Below are 17,848 nucleotides of genomic sequence, written 5' to 3' on the forward strand. Positions count from 1 at the left end.
TCATCAATAGTATTTTTCAATTTTCTTAACTCTCCATTAACCACATGAACATGAGGTTTCTCCAGCGCTTTATCCGTGCCGGAGACGGGTTTCTTTTCGCCAAATTTCGCTGTAGGGAGCATGCTGATGAGTGAAAAAACGATTTCCCGACAAAAGACGAGTCCTGACCAGCGTCAGCTGAGGCTGGGCGTGATATTGCAGGGCGCGGCCGGAAACATGTCGGCCTGGCGGCACAACAATGTGGTGCCGGACGCCAGCATCAACTTCGGTTTTGTGCTGGATACCGTGAAAAAAGCCGAACAGGGGAAATTCGACTTCGCCTTCGTGGCTGACGGCCTGTACATCAACGAGAAGTCCATTCCCCACTTTCTCAACCGGTTCGAACCGCTGACGCTGCTGTCGGCGCTGGCGGCGTCAACCCATCACATCGGCCTGGTCGGCACCCTGTCCACCTCCTATAGCGAGCCGTTCACCACCGCGCGGCAGTTCGCCAGCCTCGACCATTTGAGCCACGGTCGCGCCGGCTGGAACGTGGTGACCTCGCCGCTGGAAGGATCGGCGAAAAACTTCTCGCGCGCCCAGCACCCGGAACACGCTCTGCGCTATCGCATCGCCGATGAATTTTTGCAGGTGGTGAAAGGACTGTGGGACTCCTGGGAAGACGACGCGTTTATCCGCGACAAGGCCAGCGGCCGCTTCTTCGACCCGCAGAAACTGCACCCCCTGAATCATCAGGGGGAATTTTTCTCGGTCGCCGGACCGCTGAATATCGGCCGCACGCCGCAGGGCCGCCCGATTATCTTCCAGGCCGGCGCGTCGGATGACGGCAAGAAACTGGCCGCCAGCCACGCCGATGCCATCTTCACCCACCAGCACACGCTGGCGGAAGCGCAGGCGTTTTACCGCGACGTTAAGCAACAGCTGGTGGAACAAGGGCGACGCGAAGACCAGTTGCACATCTTTCAGGGCGTCAGCGTACTGGTAGGCGACAGCGCGGAAGACGTGGAACGCCAGTATCAGGACACCGCCGCGCTGGTGACCATAGAAGACGCGCTGAATTACCTCGGCCGCTACTTCGAACACTACGACTTCTCGCAGCACCCGCTGGATGAACCCTTCCCGAATATCGGCGCGCTGGGCCAGAACAGTTTTCGCAGCACCACCGATGAAATCAAGCGCAACGCCCGCGAGCGCGGACTGACGCTGCGTCAGGCGGCGCTGGAAGCCACCACCCCGCGTCCGCTATTCAGCGGCACGCCGCAACAGGTGGCGGACGGGTTGCAACTGTGGTTTGAACAGCGCGCCGCCGATGGCTTCATTATCCAGAGCGCCACGCCGGACAACTTCACCCGCTTTGTCGATCAGGTGGTGCCATTGCTGCAACAGCGCGGCCTGTTCCGCCGGGAATACCCCGGCTACACGCTGCGGGAAAGCCTGGCGTTGGATTATCCGACCAATCGCTACGCCGCCACCCGCCAACCGGCAGAGGAAACGGCACAGTGAACGCGCGCCACGCCACGCCGCTGCTGCTTGCCGCACTGCTGTTCAGCGCCGGTGGGCACGCCGAACCCGCCACCGTCGGCCGCATCGACCTGAAGGCCAACCAGTTGCCGGTGCGCGCGCCTGGCAACCCGCAGGCCATCGCCGAGATCCCGGCCGGGTTTACCTTTGCCGAACCCGGCACGCTGACGGTGGCGATCTCCAACCACAGTTCCCCGCCGCTGGCGCTGCTGGCGGAGGACAACAAGACGCGCATCGGCAGCGATCCGGACATCGCCCGGCTGCTTGCCGACGCGCTGGGGCTGAAGCTCAAGCTGGTGCCGACTGCCTGGGAAGACTGGCCGCTGGGTATCGCCTCAGGCCGCTATGACGCCGCCATCATCAATATCGCGGTGACCAAAGCGCGCAAGGAGCGATTCGATTTCGCCACCTACCGCGTGGATACGCTGGGTTTTTACGTCAAATCCACCAGCCGGATTCAGGCGATTCGCGGGCCGGCGGACGTGGCGGGGCTGAAAGTGATCGTCGGTTCCGGCACCAATCAGGAAAACATCCTGCTGGGCTGGGATCGCCAGAATCGCGCTCAGGGCTTGCCGCCGGTACAGCCGATTTACGTGACCGACGATGCCGCCGCCAACCTGAGTATTCAGTCCGGCCGGGTGGACGCCTTTTTCGGCCCGCATTCCATCGGGGCCTACAAAGCGGCGTTGACCGGCCAGACGCGGATGGTGGGCATCGGCCCCACCGTGGCGCCGGTGGCGGTCACCACCCGCAAAGGCAACGGGCTGGCGCAGCCAATCAGCACCGCGCTCAACGGCGTCATCGCCGGTGGGCAATACGCGCAGGTGCTGGATCGCTGGGGCGAGAATGACGAAAAAGTCACACGCTCCGACATCAATCCACGCGGTCTGGACGAATAACCCGGCTCGCGCCGACCGTCGATTTTTTATGTTCAAGGAATACGCTATGCAGACTCTCACCGTTCGTCCGTTTTACCGTCTGGCCGCCACGCTGTTCGGCGGCTGGCTGTTGCTCGGCAGCGCACACGCCGCCGGCATCGACCTCCAGGCTAATCAGCAACCGATCCATGCGCCCAAAAACCCGCAGGCCATCGCCCAGATTCCGGCCGGATTTACCTTTGTCGAACCGGGCAAACTCACCGTCGCGGTCGCGGCATTGGGTTCCTCGCCGCCGCTGGCCTTTCTGGCGGACGACAACAAAAGCGTCATCGGCAGCGAGCCGGACATCGCCCGGCTGGTAGCCGACAGCCTCGGGCTGGAGCTGAAGCTGGTGTCGACGTCGTGGGAAGACTGGCCGCTGGGCGTCGCTTCCGGCAAGTACGATGTCGCCATCACCAACGTCACGGTGACCAAAGCGCGCAAAGCGCGTTTTGACTTTGCTACCTACCGCGCCGATACACTGGGCTTCTACGTGAAATCCAGCAGCAAGATCCAATCGATCCAAAGCGCTAAAGACATCGCCGGGCTGCGGATCATCGTCGGCTCCGGCACCAATCAGGAGGCTATCCTGCTCGACTGGGACAAGCAAAACCACGCCGCCGGCCTGCCGCCGTTTCAGCCGGTCTACGTCACCGATGCCGCCGCCGCCAACCTGAGCATTCAGTCCGGCCGCGCCGACGCCACGTTCGGCCCGAACGTCACCGGCGCGTACAAAGCGGCGCTGAACGGCCAAACCCGGCTGGTGGGCACGGTCAACGGCGGCTGGCCGCAGGTGGCGCACATCGCGGTGACCACCCGCAAAGGCAACGGGCTGGTGACTGCCCTCAATACCGCGCTCAACGGCGTGATTCAGAGCGGCGAATACGACCGGGTGCTGAACCGCTGGGGAGAAAGCGTAGAACGCATCAGCCGTTCGGAGATCAACCCGCCGGGCCTGGGCGACACGCCGCTGTAACCCGTATCCGGCTGAACAGGGAGGACACCATGTCTGACGAACGCTTTATTATCACCTACCCGGAAGACGCCCGCATTGCACCGGTACTGGACGGCCTGTTCGCCGAATACCGCCAGCGCTACGGCGATTACTTCGCCCATCGGGATCCGGAACCGGAAGGACTCTATCTGCAGCCGGACGGCATCTTCATTGTGCTGCTGCGTGATGAGCGGCCGATCGCCACCGGCGCGTTCAAGCGCTACGACGCCACCACCGCTGAACTCAAACGGATCTGGACCGACAGAACCCTGCGCCGTCAGGGGCTGGCCAAACGGGTGCTGCATGAGTTGGAACAGCACGCCCGTCGGCTGGGCTACCGGGATTTATTCCTGACCACCGGTTTCCGTCAGCCGGAAGCGGTCGGCCTGTACCTGAGCGAAGGCTATCAGCCGCAGTTCGATACCCAGGTCGACCCGGAATACTACAGCCTGCCGCCGCACGATGGCCGCTTGCCGTTTCGCAAACCCTTGTATGGCCCGGTGCCTAACCGGGCGGCGCAACAGGAACGGGTAAAGGTATAAGCTCATGACGCAATCCATCCATCCTTCACTGTCCCAGAACCCGGCCGATATCCCTGCCGCTCCGTTGCGCGTGGTGCCGGCGCGTTATCCGCTGCGTATCGCAGGCGCGCTGTTTTCGCTGTTTATTTTCGCCGGCATCGCCGAGTCGGTGGCGCTCAACAGCCGCTGGGAATGGTCGGTGTTCGCCAGCTATTTCTTTAACCCGGTGATTCTGGAAGGGCTGGGGCGCACGCTGCTGCTGACGCTGCTCGGCACCCTGTTCAGCATTATCGCCGGCACCGGGCTGGCGCTGGCGCGGCTGTCGTCGTCCACGTTACTCAGCACGCTGGCCTGGCTGTACATCTGGCTGTTCCGATCGCTGCCGCTGATTCTGGTGCTGATTATCCTCTACAACTTTTCGTACCTGTACGACGCGCTGGCGCTGGGCATCCCCTTCACGTCCATCGAGTTTTTCCGCTATCCGACCATTGATGTGCTCGGCCCGTTCTCCGTGGCGGTGCTGGGGCTGACGCTGGTGCAATCGGCCTATACCGCCGAAATCATCCGCGGCGGCATCCTCGGCGTCGACGCCGGACAATTTGAAGCCGCTGCCGCGCTCGGCCTGCCGGGCTACCGCCGCACCTGGCGGATTATTCTGCCGCAAGCGCTGCGTTCGATTCTGCCGACCGGTTTCAACGAAATCATCAGCCTGGCCAAAGGCACCTCGGTGGTGTACGTGCTGGCGCTGCCGGAGCTGTTTTACACCGTGCAGGTGATTTACAACCGCACCCAGCAGGTGATTCCGCTACTGATGGTCGCCACCGTCTGGTATCTGGTGATCACCAGCGTGCTGTCGGTGCTGCAATATTTCGTGGAGCGCTACGTCGCCCGCGGCGCGGTGCGGGAAATAACGCCTCATCCGCTGCAGCGGCTATTCCGGCGCCTGAGCGCGCGCCGCCGACACTGATTTTCAGGGAGAAGCACCATGTCTGAAGCCATTGATCTCTATTCCATCCCACGTACCGCGCCACGCGCCGTGACCGAACAAGGCCGGATCGATATTCAGGGGGTCGGCAAGTGGTTCGGCGCGCACCGGGCGCTGGATAACATCAGCCTGACGCTGCCGCCCGGTTCGGTCACGGTGATTATCGGGCCGTCCGGTTCCGGCAAATCCACCTTGCTGCGCGCCATCAACCATCTGGAGCGGGTGGACGAAGGCACCATCCGCATCGACGGCGATTACATCGGCTACCGCCGCGAAGGCGATACGCTGTACGAACTGAAAGAACGGGAGATCCTGCGCCAGCGCCTCGGCGTCGGCTACGTATTCCAGAACTTCAACCTGTTCCCGCACCTGACGGTGCTGGAGAACATTATCGAAGCGCCGCGGGTACATCGGTTGTATCGCCGCGCGCAGGCGCAGAGCGTGGCGCTGGCGCTGCTGGACCGGGTCGGATTACGCCACAAGGCGAACGCTTACCCGCGCCACCTGTCCGGCGGGCAGCAACAACGCATCGCCATCGCCCGCGCGCTGGCGCTCAACCCCAAAGTGATGCTGTTTGACGAACCGACCTCGGCGCTGGATCCGGAACTGGTGGGCGAAGTGCTGGACGTGATCAAGGATCTGGCGCGATCGGGCGTCACGATGGTGATCGTTACCCATGAGATCGGCTTCGCGCGCGAAGTGGCGGATCGGGTGGTGTTTATGGTGGACGGCAAAATCGTGGAAAGCGGCGACGCGCATCAGGTGCTGAACCATCCGGCCCATCCGCGCACCGCCAGCTTTTTAAACAAGGTGCTCTAGCTTTAAACAAGGTGCTATAGATTGTGTCCCGATTCCCCGGCTGACGCCGGGGAGATAGAGGGTTATTTCAGTCGTTCACGCAGTTCGGTGGACGCCTGCAACAGCGCGGCGCGGGTAGCCGGCACGTCGCTCAGCGCATTGAGCAGACCGAAGTCATGGATCATGCCGTTATAGCGTGTGACGGTGACATCCACCCCGGCGGCATCCAGTTTACGGCCGTAGGCTTCACCTTCGTCGCGCAACACATCCAGTTCGGCGGTTTGAATCAACGCCGGCGGCAAGCCGGTCAGTTGTTCGCGAGTCGCCTGCAGCGGCGAGGCCAGAATATCGCGACGCTGTTTGCTGTCGGTGGTGTAGGCGTCCCAGAACCATTTCATCATGTTGCGGCTCAGGAAGTAGCCATTCTGGAACTGCTGGTAAGACGCCGTGTTGAAGTTGGCGTCGGTCACCGGCCAGAACAACACCTGATAACGAATACGCGGCGTACCCGCCTGTTTGGCCTGCTGCGCCACCGCCGCCACCATGTTGCCGCCCACGCTGTTGCCCGCCAGCGCCAGTCGTGAACCATCAACGCCGATGTCTTTACCATGCTCCGCCACCCAGCGGGTCGCGGCATACGCCTGACGAATCGCCACCGGATAATGCACTTCCGGCGATGGAGAATAATCGACGAACACCGCCGCCGCGCCGGACTGCACCACCAGATCCCGCACGAAACGCTCATGCGTCTGGTAATCCCCCAGAATCCAACCGCCGCCGTGGAAGAACATGAACACCGGCAAAACCCCGGTGCTGCCCGCCGGCTTGACGATGATCAGCGGGATTTTCTGACCGTCGACGGTAATGGTTTTCTGGGTGACGTCGGCCGCCGGCAGTTTCGCGCCCGCCTGCGCCGCCACCAGCACTTCGCGCGCTTCCGCCGGCGACAGCTGTTCGATCGGCTTGCCGCCGCCCGCGTTCAGTTTATCCAGAAACGCCTGCACATGACGTTCGGCATACGGCGCGTTGTTATCCGCGGCGGAGGCGTTTCCCGTTACAGCGGCCAGCAAGGCCGCGACAAGACATTTTCTCATGATGAATTACCCTGGTGTTAAGTGAAAAAGAGTTTATTTTTTATTTATTTACACTTACTTCTCACTGACTCAGATAACGGTCAGTGTTACATCGATGTTGCCGCGCGTCGCGTTGGAGTACGGGCAAACGATGTGCGCTTTCTGTACCAGGTCTTCCGCTACCGCACGGTCCAGACCCGGCAGAGAGATTTTCAATTCGACTTCGATGCCGAAACCGTTCGGAATCGCGCCGATCCCCACGCTGCCATTGATGGTGGTCGCCGCCGGAATCGACACTTTGTCGCGTGCGCCGACGAACTTCAGCGCCCCCAGGAAACAGGCGGAGTAACCGGCAGCAAACAGCTGCTCCGGATTGGTGCCTTCGCCGCCGGCGCCGCCCAGCTCGCGCGGGGTAGTCAGTTTGACGTCCAGCTGCTGGTCGGAAGAGACCGCACGTCCGTCACGACCGCCGTTAGCCTGGGCATGAGCAACATAGAGAACTTTTTCAATAGACATGGTGTGACTCCTTTTGAGTGGATTGGGTTGGCGATTTAAATCGATAAAAATTAAATCGCACACTACTTAATTGGATATAAAAAAACATAATCAACAACCGCGCGTCCCGCTACCTCCATCATCAAATATGTCTGATGAGACTGGCGCGCAGCGTTTCCAGATCCGTCTTGATGGCGCGTAACTGCTCGATATTACATTCCGCCGCGCAGAACACGCCTTCCGGCACCGCCTTCGCCTTATTCTGCAATCCACGACCGTCATCGGTCAGCTCAATCAGCACCTGACGTTCGTCTTCAGTACCGCGGCGGCGCGTCACCAGCCCGGCGGTTTGCAGGCGCTTGAGCAGCGGCGTCAGGGTGGCGGAATCCAGGAACAGACGTTCACCCAGTTCAGATACCGTTATTCCGTCGCGCTCCCACAGCACCAGCATCACCAGATACTGGGGATAGGTGAGGTTCAACTCGGTCAGCAAGCGGCGATACAACTTGTTCATCGCCAGATTCGCCGAGTAGAGCGCAAAGCAGAGTTGGCCGTCCAGCCGGAGGGCGTCATCACTCAGAGTCGGTTTGGTGTCGGTATCTTTTCTGTTCATGGCCGCCACTCTACATCGCTCAAAATTAAATAGCAAACGATTTAGATTAAAAAATGACAAAAACCAAAAAGAAAATCCTAATACATTGATAACAAATAAAAACCGGCGGATAGCACCGCCGGTTGACCGTCAGTTATGGTTACAGGCAACTTTGGTTACAGCCAACTCTGGTTACAGCCAACGTTATGCCGTATGGCGATTATAAATGCGGATAAACACCTGGTCCGATCGGCAGCCCCAGCAGATACCACACCAGCAACAGCGCCAGCCAGACGGTAAAAAACACCAGCGGATACGGCAACACCAGCGAGTAATAGGTGCCCAGCCGCGCCTCTTTGTTATAGCGCTGCAGAAATCCGAGGAATAGCGGAATGAACGGCGACACCGGCGCCAGCGGGATCACCGACGAATCCGCCACCCGGAACACAATCTGGGCAAAGGCCGGATGAAAACCCAGCAGCATGAACATCGGCACGAAAATCGGCGCCAGAATCGACCAGATGGCCGAACCGCTGGCGATAAACATGCACAGGAACGCCGACAGAAAGATCAGCCCGACAAACGCCGGTATCCCGGTCATGCCCAGCGATTCCAGCAAGTCGGTCAGCCCGATGGCGATGAACTTGCCCATGTTGCTCCAGTTGAAAAACGCCACGAACTGCGACAGCGGAAACACCATGACGATGAAACCGGCCATGCCCTTCATCGGGTCGACCATCAACTGCGGCAGGTCGTTCTGGGATTTGATTTGGCCGGTAACCATGCCGTAAGGAATCGACACCACAAAGAAAAACGCAATGATCAACGGCACGATGCCCTGAATAAACGGCGACGGCATCACGGTATGCTTGACCGGATCGCGTAGCGGCCCCCATTCCGGCACCACCAGCAACGCCACGATAGCGATGAACGCCAGCGCGGCGATACCGCTGGCGCGCAGGCCGCGATTTTGCTCCGGCGTCAGCCGGGACAGATGCTCGTGGCGTTCGCCCTGATAAGGCGGCAGACGCGGCTCGATGAATTTGTCCGTCAGCAATGCCCCGGTAATGGTCAGCACGACCACCGACGCCGCCATGAAAAACCAGTTATCAATCACGCTGACATGTACCGCCGGATTGATGACCTTGGCCGATTCGGTACTCAACCCGGACAACAGCACATCGGTGGTGACGATCAGCAGGTTGGCGGTAAAACCGGAACCGACGCCGGCGATCGCCGCCAGCAGACCGGCCACCGGGTGACGGCCGACCGCCAGAAAAATCAGCGCCCCCAGCGGCGGCATCACCACCAGCGCGGCATCCGACGAAATGTGGCTGAAAAAAGCGATAAACAGCACCATGTAGCTGGCGTAGCGGGCGCTGACGCGCGAGGCCATCTTGTACATCAGCGTTTGCAGCAGGCCGACGCGCTCCGCCAGCCCGGCTCCCAACACCAGCGCCAGAATGGCGCCCAGCGGGGTAAAGGCGCTGAAATTCCTGATGACGTTGGGCAAAATCCATTGCAACCCTTCTACGCTGAGCAGGTTTTTCACCCGCACCACCTCGCCGTTGGCCGGGTTGGTGGCGGTGATGCCAAACCAGGAAAACAGCGCGCTGGCCGCCATCAGCGCGGCGATCAGGTATACGAACAACAGAAACGGATTGGGGATTTTGTTCCCCACCCGCTCTACCCACTGAAATAGCCCGCCCGGCTGCGGCTGGCTGCTTTCCGCTGTCACACTCATGGTTTTCCCCTCTGTACTGAATTTTTATGTGGTTGTTTTGTTGTGATTTATAGGTAAAACACGGTCAGGTATCGGGCGGTGATTCACGTGTATCTCTCTGAACACATCGTTGACTCGCCCCCAAACCCTGCCGTCGGGTAATAGCGACCTTCCCCTGCTCGGTTTCTCCGACGTTTGCGGCGGTTGCGGGAACGACGCAACGACAGCAAACGATTGCCGGACTACGGTCAACAAACCGGGAGCATTAGCCTTGCAACGGCGACGGCTGGATACCGGCCGGGATCGGGCAGCGGTACGGCGTTTCCTGCCGTTGCTGCCGCCATTCCTGCCGACAGGCTTGCAACAACGCGCTGTCGGTCAACAGCGCCAGCGCGGTGGCGGACATCACTTTCGCCGCCAGCAGCATGCCCTTGTGCGCCAGCGAAGTGCGGCCCTGCGCCACCGCCTGCCAGGTATGCAGCGGCGTGCCGAGCGCGTAGCAGGGGCTGAAGCACTGGGCGGTCGGCACCAGCCAACTGACATCCCCCACATCGGTGGAACCGGATAGCAACGATTCGGTCGGCGCATAGGGCGCGACCTGCGAGGTCAGCGACTGGCCTTTCAGCGTGCGGCTGAACGCCTGACCGGCCGCGCCGCCGGTGCGGGCGATGGTCGCCAGATTGCTGGCGATATCCTCGGCGCTCAGCGTCCGGGCTATCTCGGCGGCGTACTCCTGCTCCTGCCCGCTGTACGCCGGCACGCCAAACGCCGCGACAAAACCGTACATCGCCTGTTCCAGCGTCCGGTTAGGCACATAGTTGGAACAGGCCTTGTCGAAGCGCACCGTCAGGGTGGTGTCGGTCATCAGCGCCGCGCCGCGGGCGATATTCACCACCCGCTCATAGATGGCCTGCGCCTGATCGATCTGCGGCGCGCGCACCAGATACAGCACTTCGGCGTCCGCCTGCACCACATTGGGCGAATGGCCGCCGGTGTCGGTCACGGCGTAATGCAGCCGCGCTTCAGGAATGATGTGCTCACGCAGGAAATTAGCGCCGGTGTTCATCAGCGTTACCGCATCCAGCGCGCTGCGCCCCAGATGCGGCGCGGCCGCCGCATGCGCCGCCACGCCTTTGAAACGAAAGGCGGCCTGAATGTTGGCCAGCGTCGGGGTACAGAACATGCCGCTGAAGGTTTCCGGGTGCCAGGTCAGCGCCGCGTCCACGTCATCGAACACGCCCTCGCGCGCCATGAAGGTTTTGCCGGAACCGCCCTCTTCTCCCGGGCAGCCGTAAAAACGAACGGTACCGGCCTGCGGGTGTTGCTCCAGCCAGGCTTTCACCGCCAGCACCCCACCCAGCCCGGCGGTGCCGAGCAGATTGTGGCCGCAACCGTGGCCGTTGCCGCCCGCTGTCAGCGGCGACGGCGAAGCACAACCGGCCTGCTGGCTCAACCCGGCCAGCGCGTCGAACTCGCCCAGCAGCGCTACCACCGGCTGACCGCTGCCAAAACTGGCGACAAACGCGGTATCGATGCCGGCGATGCCGCGCTGCACGCAAAAGCCCTCCGCCTCCAGCGCACTGGCCAGCCGTTCGGCCGAGTAATGCTCGGTAAAGCGGGTTTCCGGGTGATCCCAGATATCATCCGCGATGGCGGCCAGCTGTTGCGCGCGTGCCGCCAGCGTGTCGTTAACAAATCCGACGATTGTCTGGGTCATTGCGCCTCCCCAAACTCGCGGATATTGAGCGCCAGCAGCGCCAGCGTTTTCACCGCCACCGCCATCACGCTTTCATCAAAATCGAATTTCTCGTTGTGATGCCCGGCGCTGAGTTCGGTGCCGAACACCGCGTAAGACGCCAGACCGCCGTGCGCTTTCACCCGCTCCATCAGGTAGGTGGCGTCTTCAGAACCGGCCGCGCCGTCTTTGCGGTCGATGATATGAGTCAGTTCCCGCACCTGCTCCGCCTGACGGCGAATGAACGCCACCCATTCCGGGCTGGGCTGGCTGCACTGCGCCGCGCCCATCAACGCGATATCCACCTCAACGCCGTGCATGGCGGCGGCGCCGTCGATCACCTTCAGCGCCTGCTGATAAATAAACTCGTTGACCTCGTTGGTGGCGCCGCGGGTTTCCACTTTCATCGCGGCGTGCGACGGCACTACGTTGCGCCCGGTACCGGCCTGCAACACGCCGACGTTGATACGCGAACTGCCGCCGCTGTGGCGAGGAATGGCATGCAGCCCCAGCGTGGCCTGCGCCGCCGCCAGCAGGGCGTTGCGGCCCTCTTCCGGTCGGCCGCCAGCGTGAGAGGCCACGCCGCGGTAGTTGACGTCCAGTTTGGTGGTCGCCATGAACGTGTCGTTGCCGCACACCAGATGCCCATTCGGAATGCCGGTGCCGATATGAATGGCGGTGAAGTAGTCCACGTCATCCACCACGCCCGCTTCCGCCATTGATTTGCCGCCGCGGGTGCCCTCCTCCGCCGGCTGGAACAGAATTTTGATGGTGCCGCACAGGTGCTCGCGCATCGCCATCAATACCTGCGCCAGTCCCAGCCCGATAGTGGTGTGGCCGTCATGACCGCAGGCATGCATCATGCCGGCGTTGCAGGAAGCGAACCCGTCGCGGAACGGGCGGTGATCGTCCGCCAGTTGTTCGTTAAGATCGAGCGCGTCCATATCGACGCGATAGCCGATGACCGGGCCGGGGCGTCCGGTGTCCAGCGTCGCCACGATGCCGGTAAAACCACCGGAGAAATAGGGCAGCCACTGCGGCAGCGCCCCCTGCGCCAGCGCCCGTTGCTCCTGCGCCTGCAATACCTCGTCCGGCGGCAGCCCCATGCGGGCGTCGGCGTTGATCACCTCCCGCCCGAGCTTCAGCGGATAACCCAGTTGGTGCAGCGCTTCGGCGACCCGCGTGGCGGTACGAAACTCCAGCCAACCGGATTCCGCATATTTATGCAAATCGCGGCGCGTTTCCCGCAGCCACGGAATGAGTTTTTCCACGCGTTGTGACAAATCGGAATAAAGAACGTCTGAGTGCATAAGCCTGTTTTCTCTGGTGGTGTCCTGATCGACGACGCCCGTGCAACGGGCTGTCACGTAATTGAAAAAAATGTACACAAACCCACCAGTGTGAATAAGATGTCAGGATCTTTGGCGTGATAAATCATAGTTATCACCAGAACGGCGATCAGAGAACCAGATGACTCAGAACGTAAAGCTGCATCAGTTGCAATCATTCGTAGAAGTGGCGCGCCACGGCAGCATTCGGGCCGCGTCGCGGCAGTTGAATCTGTCGCAACCGGCGCTGACCAAATCCATTCAGGAGCTGGAAGCCTGTCTGGGCGCACGCCTGTTTCTGCGCCACCGCCAGGGGATGGCGCTGACCGACTGCGGCGAAGCCTATTTCCGCCACGCCAGCCTGATTATGGAAGAGTTGCGCGTGGCGCGCGAAGACATCCAGCAGCGGCTTGGGCAGGCCAGCGGACGGGTCAATATCGGGGTCGGCGCCAGCATCGCCCACACGGTGATGCCGGAGATCGTCAGCCTTTTTCACCGGCTTTATCCGCAGGTCAAACTGCGCATCACCGAAGGGCAACTGGTGGCGATGATCCACGAGCTGCGGCAGGGAGAACTGGATTTCACCGTCAATACCTACTCAGGCTCGTCCTATGATAACGAACTGTTATACGAAAAACTGATGGAAAAGGAATACTGCGTGGTGGTGCGGCGTGACCACCCGATTCAACGAGCGCATTCGCTGGAGGATTTACTGGACTACGAGTGGACCATGCCCACCCCGCGCGGCAGCTACTACAAACAGCTGTTTGACCTGTTCGCCACGCTGCCGGTCACGCCCCGGGTCAGCGTCACCTGTGAAACCCTGATGTCCAGCGTCAGTCTGGTCGCCAAAACCGACTTCGTCAGCATCCTGTCACGGGATGTCATCCGCGACCCGATCCTCGGCGAACGCCTGCGGGTACTGGAACTGGACCAGCCGCTGCCCAAAGCCACCTTCTATCTGATTCAGCGTAAGGACACCATGTTGTCGCCGATGGGCGCCCAATTAGCCAAACTGTTTCGGCGCTATTGCCGGTAATCGGCGCCATGCACGCTGGCTCTGGTTTTTCGCCAGACAACAGCACATCTACTACTACGGTTTAGCACATCAATGGTTTAGCACATCTACGGCTCAACACATCAATGGCTTAACACGTCGCTGAGGCAAAAAAGCGGCGACAACCCGCAGGTCGCCGCCGCTGTAAGATTCGTACCAAAGGTGCCGTGTGAAGCCGACGCCGCCGGGATTAGAACGACGTCCAGTCGTCGCCGGCCTTCTCCTGTCGGGATGCCGGGCTCAGGTTCGCCAGCGCGGCTACCTTCCCGGCCGATTTGAGTTCCCGACGCGCCGCCGTTGCGTCGGCCACGCCCGGCAGTTTGAATACCGAGACAATCTCGTTCAGTTGATGCGCCTGTTCTTCCAGCGAAGACGAGGTTGCCGAAGACTGTTCAACCAGCGCTGCGTTCTGCTGCGTCACGCTGTCCATCTGCGTGATGGCGGTTCCCACCTGGGAAATCCCCTTGCTCTGTTCGCTGGACGCCGAGGCGATTTCTCCCATGATATCCGTCACATTGGTGACCGACTTCAGAATATCCTCCATCGATTTGCTGGCCAGCGACACCTGCTCGTAGCCATTCTTGACGTTGTCTACCGACTCGTCGATCAAGGTTTTGATTTCTTTCGCCGCCTGAGCGCTGCGCTGGGCCAGATTTCTGACCTCGCTCGCCACCACTGCGAACCCGCGACCGGCTTCTCCGGCGCGCGCCGCTTCCACCGCCGCATTCAGCGCCAGAATATTGGTCTGGAAGGCAATACTGTCAATCACATTGATGATGTCGACGATTTTCTGCGAACTGTGGGTGATGTTCTGCATGCTGTTGCTTACCGCTTTCACCACGTCGCCGCCGTTGTTGGCCGCTTTTGACGCATCCCGCGCCAGCGAGCTGGCCTGATGGGCGTTATCCGCGTTCTGTTTCACCACCGCGCTCAGTTGTTCCATGCTGGCGGCGGTTTCACTCAGGGCGGCGGCCTGCTCTTCGGTACGGGAGGACAGATCACTGTTGCCGGCGGCGATCTCGCTGCTGCCGTGATAAATCTCGCTGGCGCTGCGGCGAATATCGGTCACCGTCTTTATCCAGTTATTCTGCATGGTGTGAACAAACGGAATTAACTGCCCAATCTCATTGCGTCCCATCTCGCCGATTGTCGAATCCAGTTGTCCGTTCGACAGGATTTGCAGATGCGCTTTCACCCTCTCCAGCGGGCGGCCCATCTGAATAGCGAGATAGCGGTCGGTTAATATCACCACGCACAACCCAACAATCATGGCGACGATCAGCGTAACCTTACACCAGTATACCCAGGCTGAAATGCGGGCCTGCGCTTCTGTTTTCAGATTTTTAATAATCTGATTATATTCGTTGATGGCGGCGGTGAATTTTACCCGCAGCGGGTTGTATTTCTCCCTGACGAGTTTGTCATAGACATCGTGGTTATTCTGTTTGGCCGCATCCAGCATCGGCACAATCGCTTCGCTGAACAGTTGATAGGAACTATTGTAAATATCATCAATGGTATTGCTGCTGATATTGGCGTGGTCGGTCACTTTGAACTGCGCCAGTCCGCCTTTCAGAAAATCCACGTCCGCGGTGGCGTCGTTGAGCAATGTGCGAGCGCGCTCACTGTTATTTCCAGCAATAACGGCTTCGTCCATCGATAATTTAACTTTGTAGTAACTATCGCTGGCGCCATTAATAATATCGCCGTTGGTTTGCTGCACATTCGTCAGACCAATCTCGCCGGTCAGACTATTCAGTGAATACAGAGAGAAAACTGACACCCCGCCCCATAACAAGGTAAATATGATCAGGATAGCCAGCATCATAATTTTAACCCTGACGTTACAAATAAAACTCATTTAATACCTCTCGTACATGCGATTGATTATTGGTTTTATGGCTATTGATTCGTTCTCATTTTAATTAATTGTTATCCGCCTCCTTTTATCGCAGCAGAGATGCCTGCTATATCGGCCATTCCGCCTTTTTATTTAACCGGCGGCTCGAAAATGATAAGTAAGAAAGATATTTAAAATAAATATATTTTTAAACGCGGGAGGAACGAAAGAGAATAAAAGTGGAAACGGCAGGAAACCATCCGCAGGACCAGTCGTAGTATAAATGCATCATTTACGCCTCATTGCAGGGCGTCGTCGGATGAAATTATTCCGGCGCAAAGCACAGCGCCCATTCGCAGCAGTCGTCGCAACTGGGGGAGCGGCACACCAGTTCACCGTCCTGATGCAGGCAACGCTGACGGTAGAAGAATTTTTTCCAGCGCATGTTTTGGTGGTTCAGCGCCACCAGTTCAGGGAAGCAGTCGCTCATCAGCAGACGCAGCTCGGCGCGGGAATCCAGCCCCAGATCCTGCCACAGGTGATTGAAGCCCAGCGAAGCGCTGGCGATGATCTGATGCATCGGCGCGCCGTCCGCCGCCAGATAGCCGTACAGCCAGTCGGCCAGTTGCGCCCGTTCTTCCCGCCGGGTTTGTTGCAGTTCGCTCATCAGCGACTGGCGTTGATCCCGCGCGGCGTTCTCCCCCGGCGCGGGCCCGTTCAGCCGCTGTCGCAGCGCCAGCCAGGCGGCGTTATCCAACCCCATTTGCCGGGGGAAGCAGGCCGCGCCGGCGTCATGCAACGCCAGCAGCCGCCGCAGCCAGTACTCCGCCCCGGCCATCAGGCCGCTCCCTGCGCGCGTTCCCCGACGGGTTGCGCTTGCTGACGTTGCCGCCACCAGCGGCCCAGCACCTCGGCGATATTCTGCCAGGCGCCTTCCACACAGGGCTGGATACCCTGCTGTTCCAGCTTCTGCCACGGCGCGTAGCCGATGCGGGCGCAGAACACCGCCTCCACGTCCGCCAGCAACGCCAGCATCGCCGCCATGCGATCCTCGCTGTCGGTCGGTTCGCAGTCATCGCCGCCGCGGCAGTATTTGGGCGCAAAACGCTCGTTGACCAGAATCACCCCCGCGGCCGACAGGCTGTAGATTTGAAAGCGATCGGCATGGCCGAAATGGCAGTCGATCACCTCGCCGCCGGACGACGCCACCGCCACCAGACAGGCGTCCGGCTCCTCGGACTCGCCGCGCGAGGCGATACTGGCGTGCACCTGCGCGCGCTGGTGCAGCAACGGCAGGTAAGGCTGTGGCTCGGCAGGCAGCGACGACAGCCGAAACTGCTGGCTGCGGTCTTCGCCCAGCATGCCGATAGCGTCGGCCCGGCACTGCTGGCAGTGCGCCATTTGCGGCATCGCCGCGCCGCACTGCGTCCGCGCCGCCGCCAGCGCCTCGGCGTCCGGTTCCGGCTGACCGTTGAGGCCGAATACCGTGCCGTGTTCCGGCCGGGCGATCAGCGGCATGATGTTGTGCAAAAACGCCCCCCAGCGCCGCGCCTGCTGGCTGACCTCAAACAAATGCCGATCGTTGATGCCGGGGATCAGCACCGAGTTGATCTTCACCAGCACGCCGTTCTCCGTCAGCCGCCGGATCCCCTCCTGCTGGCGTTCCAGCAGGATCGCCCCCGCCTCGCGCCCGGTATAGCGATCGCCGTCCAGCCACAGCCAGGCGTAGATCCGCGCCGCGATATCCGGATCGAGCGCGTTGACCGTCACCGTAACGTGATCGACGCCGACATCCAGCAGCCGATCCACCGCCTCCGGCAGCATCAGGCCGTTGGTGGACAGGCACAGCTTGAGATCCGGCAACTGTTCGCGCAGCAGCGTCAGGGTGCGAAAGGTGCGGGCGAGATTCGCCAGCGGGTCGCCCGGCCCGGCGATGCCGACCACCGACAGTTGGGGAATAGCCGCCGCCACCTGATGCGCTTTCGCCACCGCCTGCTCCGGCGTCAGCAGTTCGGACACCACGCCGGGGCGGGATTCGTTGCTGCAATCGTACTTGCGGTTGCAGTAATGGCATTGCAGGTTACAGGCGGGCGCCACCGCCAGATGCATGCGGGCGTAGTGATGGTGCCCGCTCACCGAGTAGCAGGGGTGATGCGCCACTTTGCTGGCTTGCAAGGGGGTAAAACGGTCGGTCTGGTCGGAACGGCAACCGGATGCGGAAGGGCAGGATGTCATGGTTATGGCCTATCAAAGGATGGAATCATATCCG

At 60.6% G+C, this 17,848-nt stretch carries 16 protein-coding genes; 7 read left to right on the forward strand and 9 right to left on the reverse strand.

Annotation, left to right across the window (positions count from 1 at the left end; translation table 11 throughout):
* Window positions 1-126: 126 nt before the first annotated feature.
* Genes CPA59_RS19855 through CPA59_RS19880 form a run of 6 tightly spaced genes read left to right on the forward strand, consistent with a single transcriptional unit; the run spans window position 127 to window position 5,757 of the window.
* Window positions 127-1,503, forward strand: coding sequence for an LLM class flavin-dependent oxidoreductase (locus tag CPA59_RS19855; protein WP_107760523.1), 1,377 nt, complete (start codon window positions 127-129; stop codon window positions 1,501-1,503).
* Window positions 1,500-2,420, forward strand: coding sequence for an ABC transporter substrate-binding protein (locus CPA59_RS19860; protein WP_107760525.1), 921 nt, complete (start codon window positions 1,500-1,502; stop codon window positions 2,418-2,420). Before CPA59_RS19855 ends, CPA59_RS19860 begins: the two co-directional genes overlap by 4 nt.
* Window positions 2,421-2,466: 46 nt before the next feature.
* Window positions 2,467-3,414, forward strand: coding sequence for an ABC transporter substrate-binding protein (locus CPA59_RS19865; protein WP_107760527.1), 948 nt, complete (start codon window positions 2,467-2,469; stop codon window positions 3,412-3,414).
* A gap of 29 nt (window positions 3,415-3,443) precedes the next feature.
* Window positions 3,444-3,974, forward strand: coding sequence for a GNAT family N-acetyltransferase (locus CPA59_RS19870; protein WP_038920324.1), 531 nt, complete (start codon window positions 3,444-3,446; stop codon window positions 3,972-3,974).
* Window positions 3,975-3,978: 4 nt separating this feature from the next.
* Window positions 3,979-4,920, forward strand: a complete 942-nt coding sequence (locus tag CPA59_RS19875; protein ID WP_038920325.1) for an amino acid ABC transporter permease — start codon at window positions 3,979-3,981, stop codon at window positions 4,918-4,920.
* Between the two features lie 18 nt (window positions 4,921-4,938).
* Window positions 4,939-5,757, forward strand: a complete 819-nt coding sequence (locus CPA59_RS19880; RefSeq protein WP_039693163.1) for an amino acid ABC transporter ATP-binding protein — start codon at window positions 4,939-4,941, stop codon at window positions 5,755-5,757.
* A gap of 62 nt (window positions 5,758-5,819) precedes the next feature.
* Here the strand turns inward: CPA59_RS19880 and CPA59_RS19885 are convergent, their stop codons facing one another.
* From CPA59_RS19885 to CPA59_RS19910, 6 genes are all read right to left on the reverse strand, one after another.
* The gene (locus CPA59_RS19885) at window positions 5,820-6,830 is read right to left on the reverse strand and encodes an alpha/beta hydrolase (protein ID WP_038920327.1); all 1,011 of its coding nucleotides are present in this window, start codon (window positions 6,828-6,830) and stop codon (window positions 5,820-5,822) included.
* A 69-nt stretch (window positions 6,831-6,899) separates the two neighbouring features.
* Complete coding sequence (locus tag CPA59_RS19890; protein WP_038665340.1) at window positions 6,900-7,325, reverse strand: organic hydroperoxide resistance protein; 426 nt, start codon at window positions 7,323-7,325, stop codon at window positions 6,900-6,902.
* Window positions 7,326-7,446: 121 nt separating this feature from the next.
* Window positions 7,447-7,917, reverse strand: coding sequence for a MarR family winged helix-turn-helix transcriptional regulator (locus tag CPA59_RS19895; RefSeq protein WP_049854725.1), 471 nt, complete (start codon window positions 7,915-7,917; stop codon window positions 7,447-7,449).
* Between the two features lie 199 nt (window positions 7,918-8,116).
* Window positions 8,117-9,640, reverse strand: coding sequence for a p-aminobenzoyl-glutamate transporter (gene abgT, locus CPA59_RS19900; RefSeq protein ID WP_100850196.1), 1,524 nt, complete (start codon window positions 9,638-9,640; stop codon window positions 8,117-8,119).
* A 244-nt stretch (window positions 9,641-9,884) separates the two neighbouring features.
* Window positions 9,885-11,336: a M20 family metallopeptidase gene (locus CPA59_RS19905; protein WP_107760529.1), complete on the reverse strand. Its 1,452-nt coding sequence runs from the start codon at window positions 11,334-11,336 to the stop codon at window positions 9,885-9,887.
* Window positions 11,333-12,664, reverse strand: a complete 1,332-nt coding sequence (locus tag CPA59_RS19910) for a M20 family metallo-hydrolase (protein ID WP_039693265.1) — start codon at window positions 12,662-12,664, stop codon at window positions 11,333-11,335. Before CPA59_RS19910 ends, CPA59_RS19905 begins: the two co-directional genes overlap by 4 nt.
* 160 nt (window positions 12,665-12,824) lie before the next feature.
* Between CPA59_RS19910 and CPA59_RS19915 the strand changes: the two genes are divergently transcribed.
* Window positions 12,825-13,721: a LysR family transcriptional regulator gene (locus CPA59_RS19915; protein ID WP_049854729.1), complete on the forward strand. Its 897-nt coding sequence runs from the start codon at window positions 12,825-12,827 to the stop codon at window positions 13,719-13,721.
* Between the two features lie 208 nt (window positions 13,722-13,929).
* On the opposite strand, the gene CPA59_RS19920 is transcribed toward CPA59_RS19915, so the two are convergent.
* The 3 genes from CPA59_RS19920 to nifB form a co-directional block, all read right to left on the reverse strand.
* A complete protein-coding gene (locus CPA59_RS19920) occupies window positions 13,930-15,600 on the reverse strand; it encodes a methyl-accepting chemotaxis protein (protein ID WP_107760531.1) in 1,671 nt (556 codons plus the stop codon).
* A gap of 304 nt (window positions 15,601-15,904) precedes the next feature.
* Window positions 15,905-16,417: a nitrogen fixation protein NifQ gene (locus tag CPA59_RS19925; protein ID WP_038920332.1), complete on the reverse strand. Its 513-nt coding sequence runs from the start codon at window positions 16,415-16,417 to the stop codon at window positions 15,905-15,907.
* Complete coding sequence (gene nifB / locus CPA59_RS19930) at window positions 16,417-17,814, reverse strand: nitrogenase cofactor biosynthesis protein NifB (RefSeq protein WP_049854731.1); 1,398 nt, start codon at window positions 17,812-17,814, stop codon at window positions 16,417-16,419. The genes CPA59_RS19925 and nifB overlap by 1 nt, the downstream gene beginning before the upstream one ends.
* Window positions 17,815-17,848 lie beyond the last annotated feature (34 nt).

Origin of the sequence: Dickeya sp. Secpp 1600, from assembly GCF_003049805.1 — a bacterium.
Classification (GTDB): domain Bacteria; phylum Pseudomonadota; class Gammaproteobacteria; order Enterobacterales; family Enterobacteriaceae; genus Dickeya; species Dickeya fangzhongdai.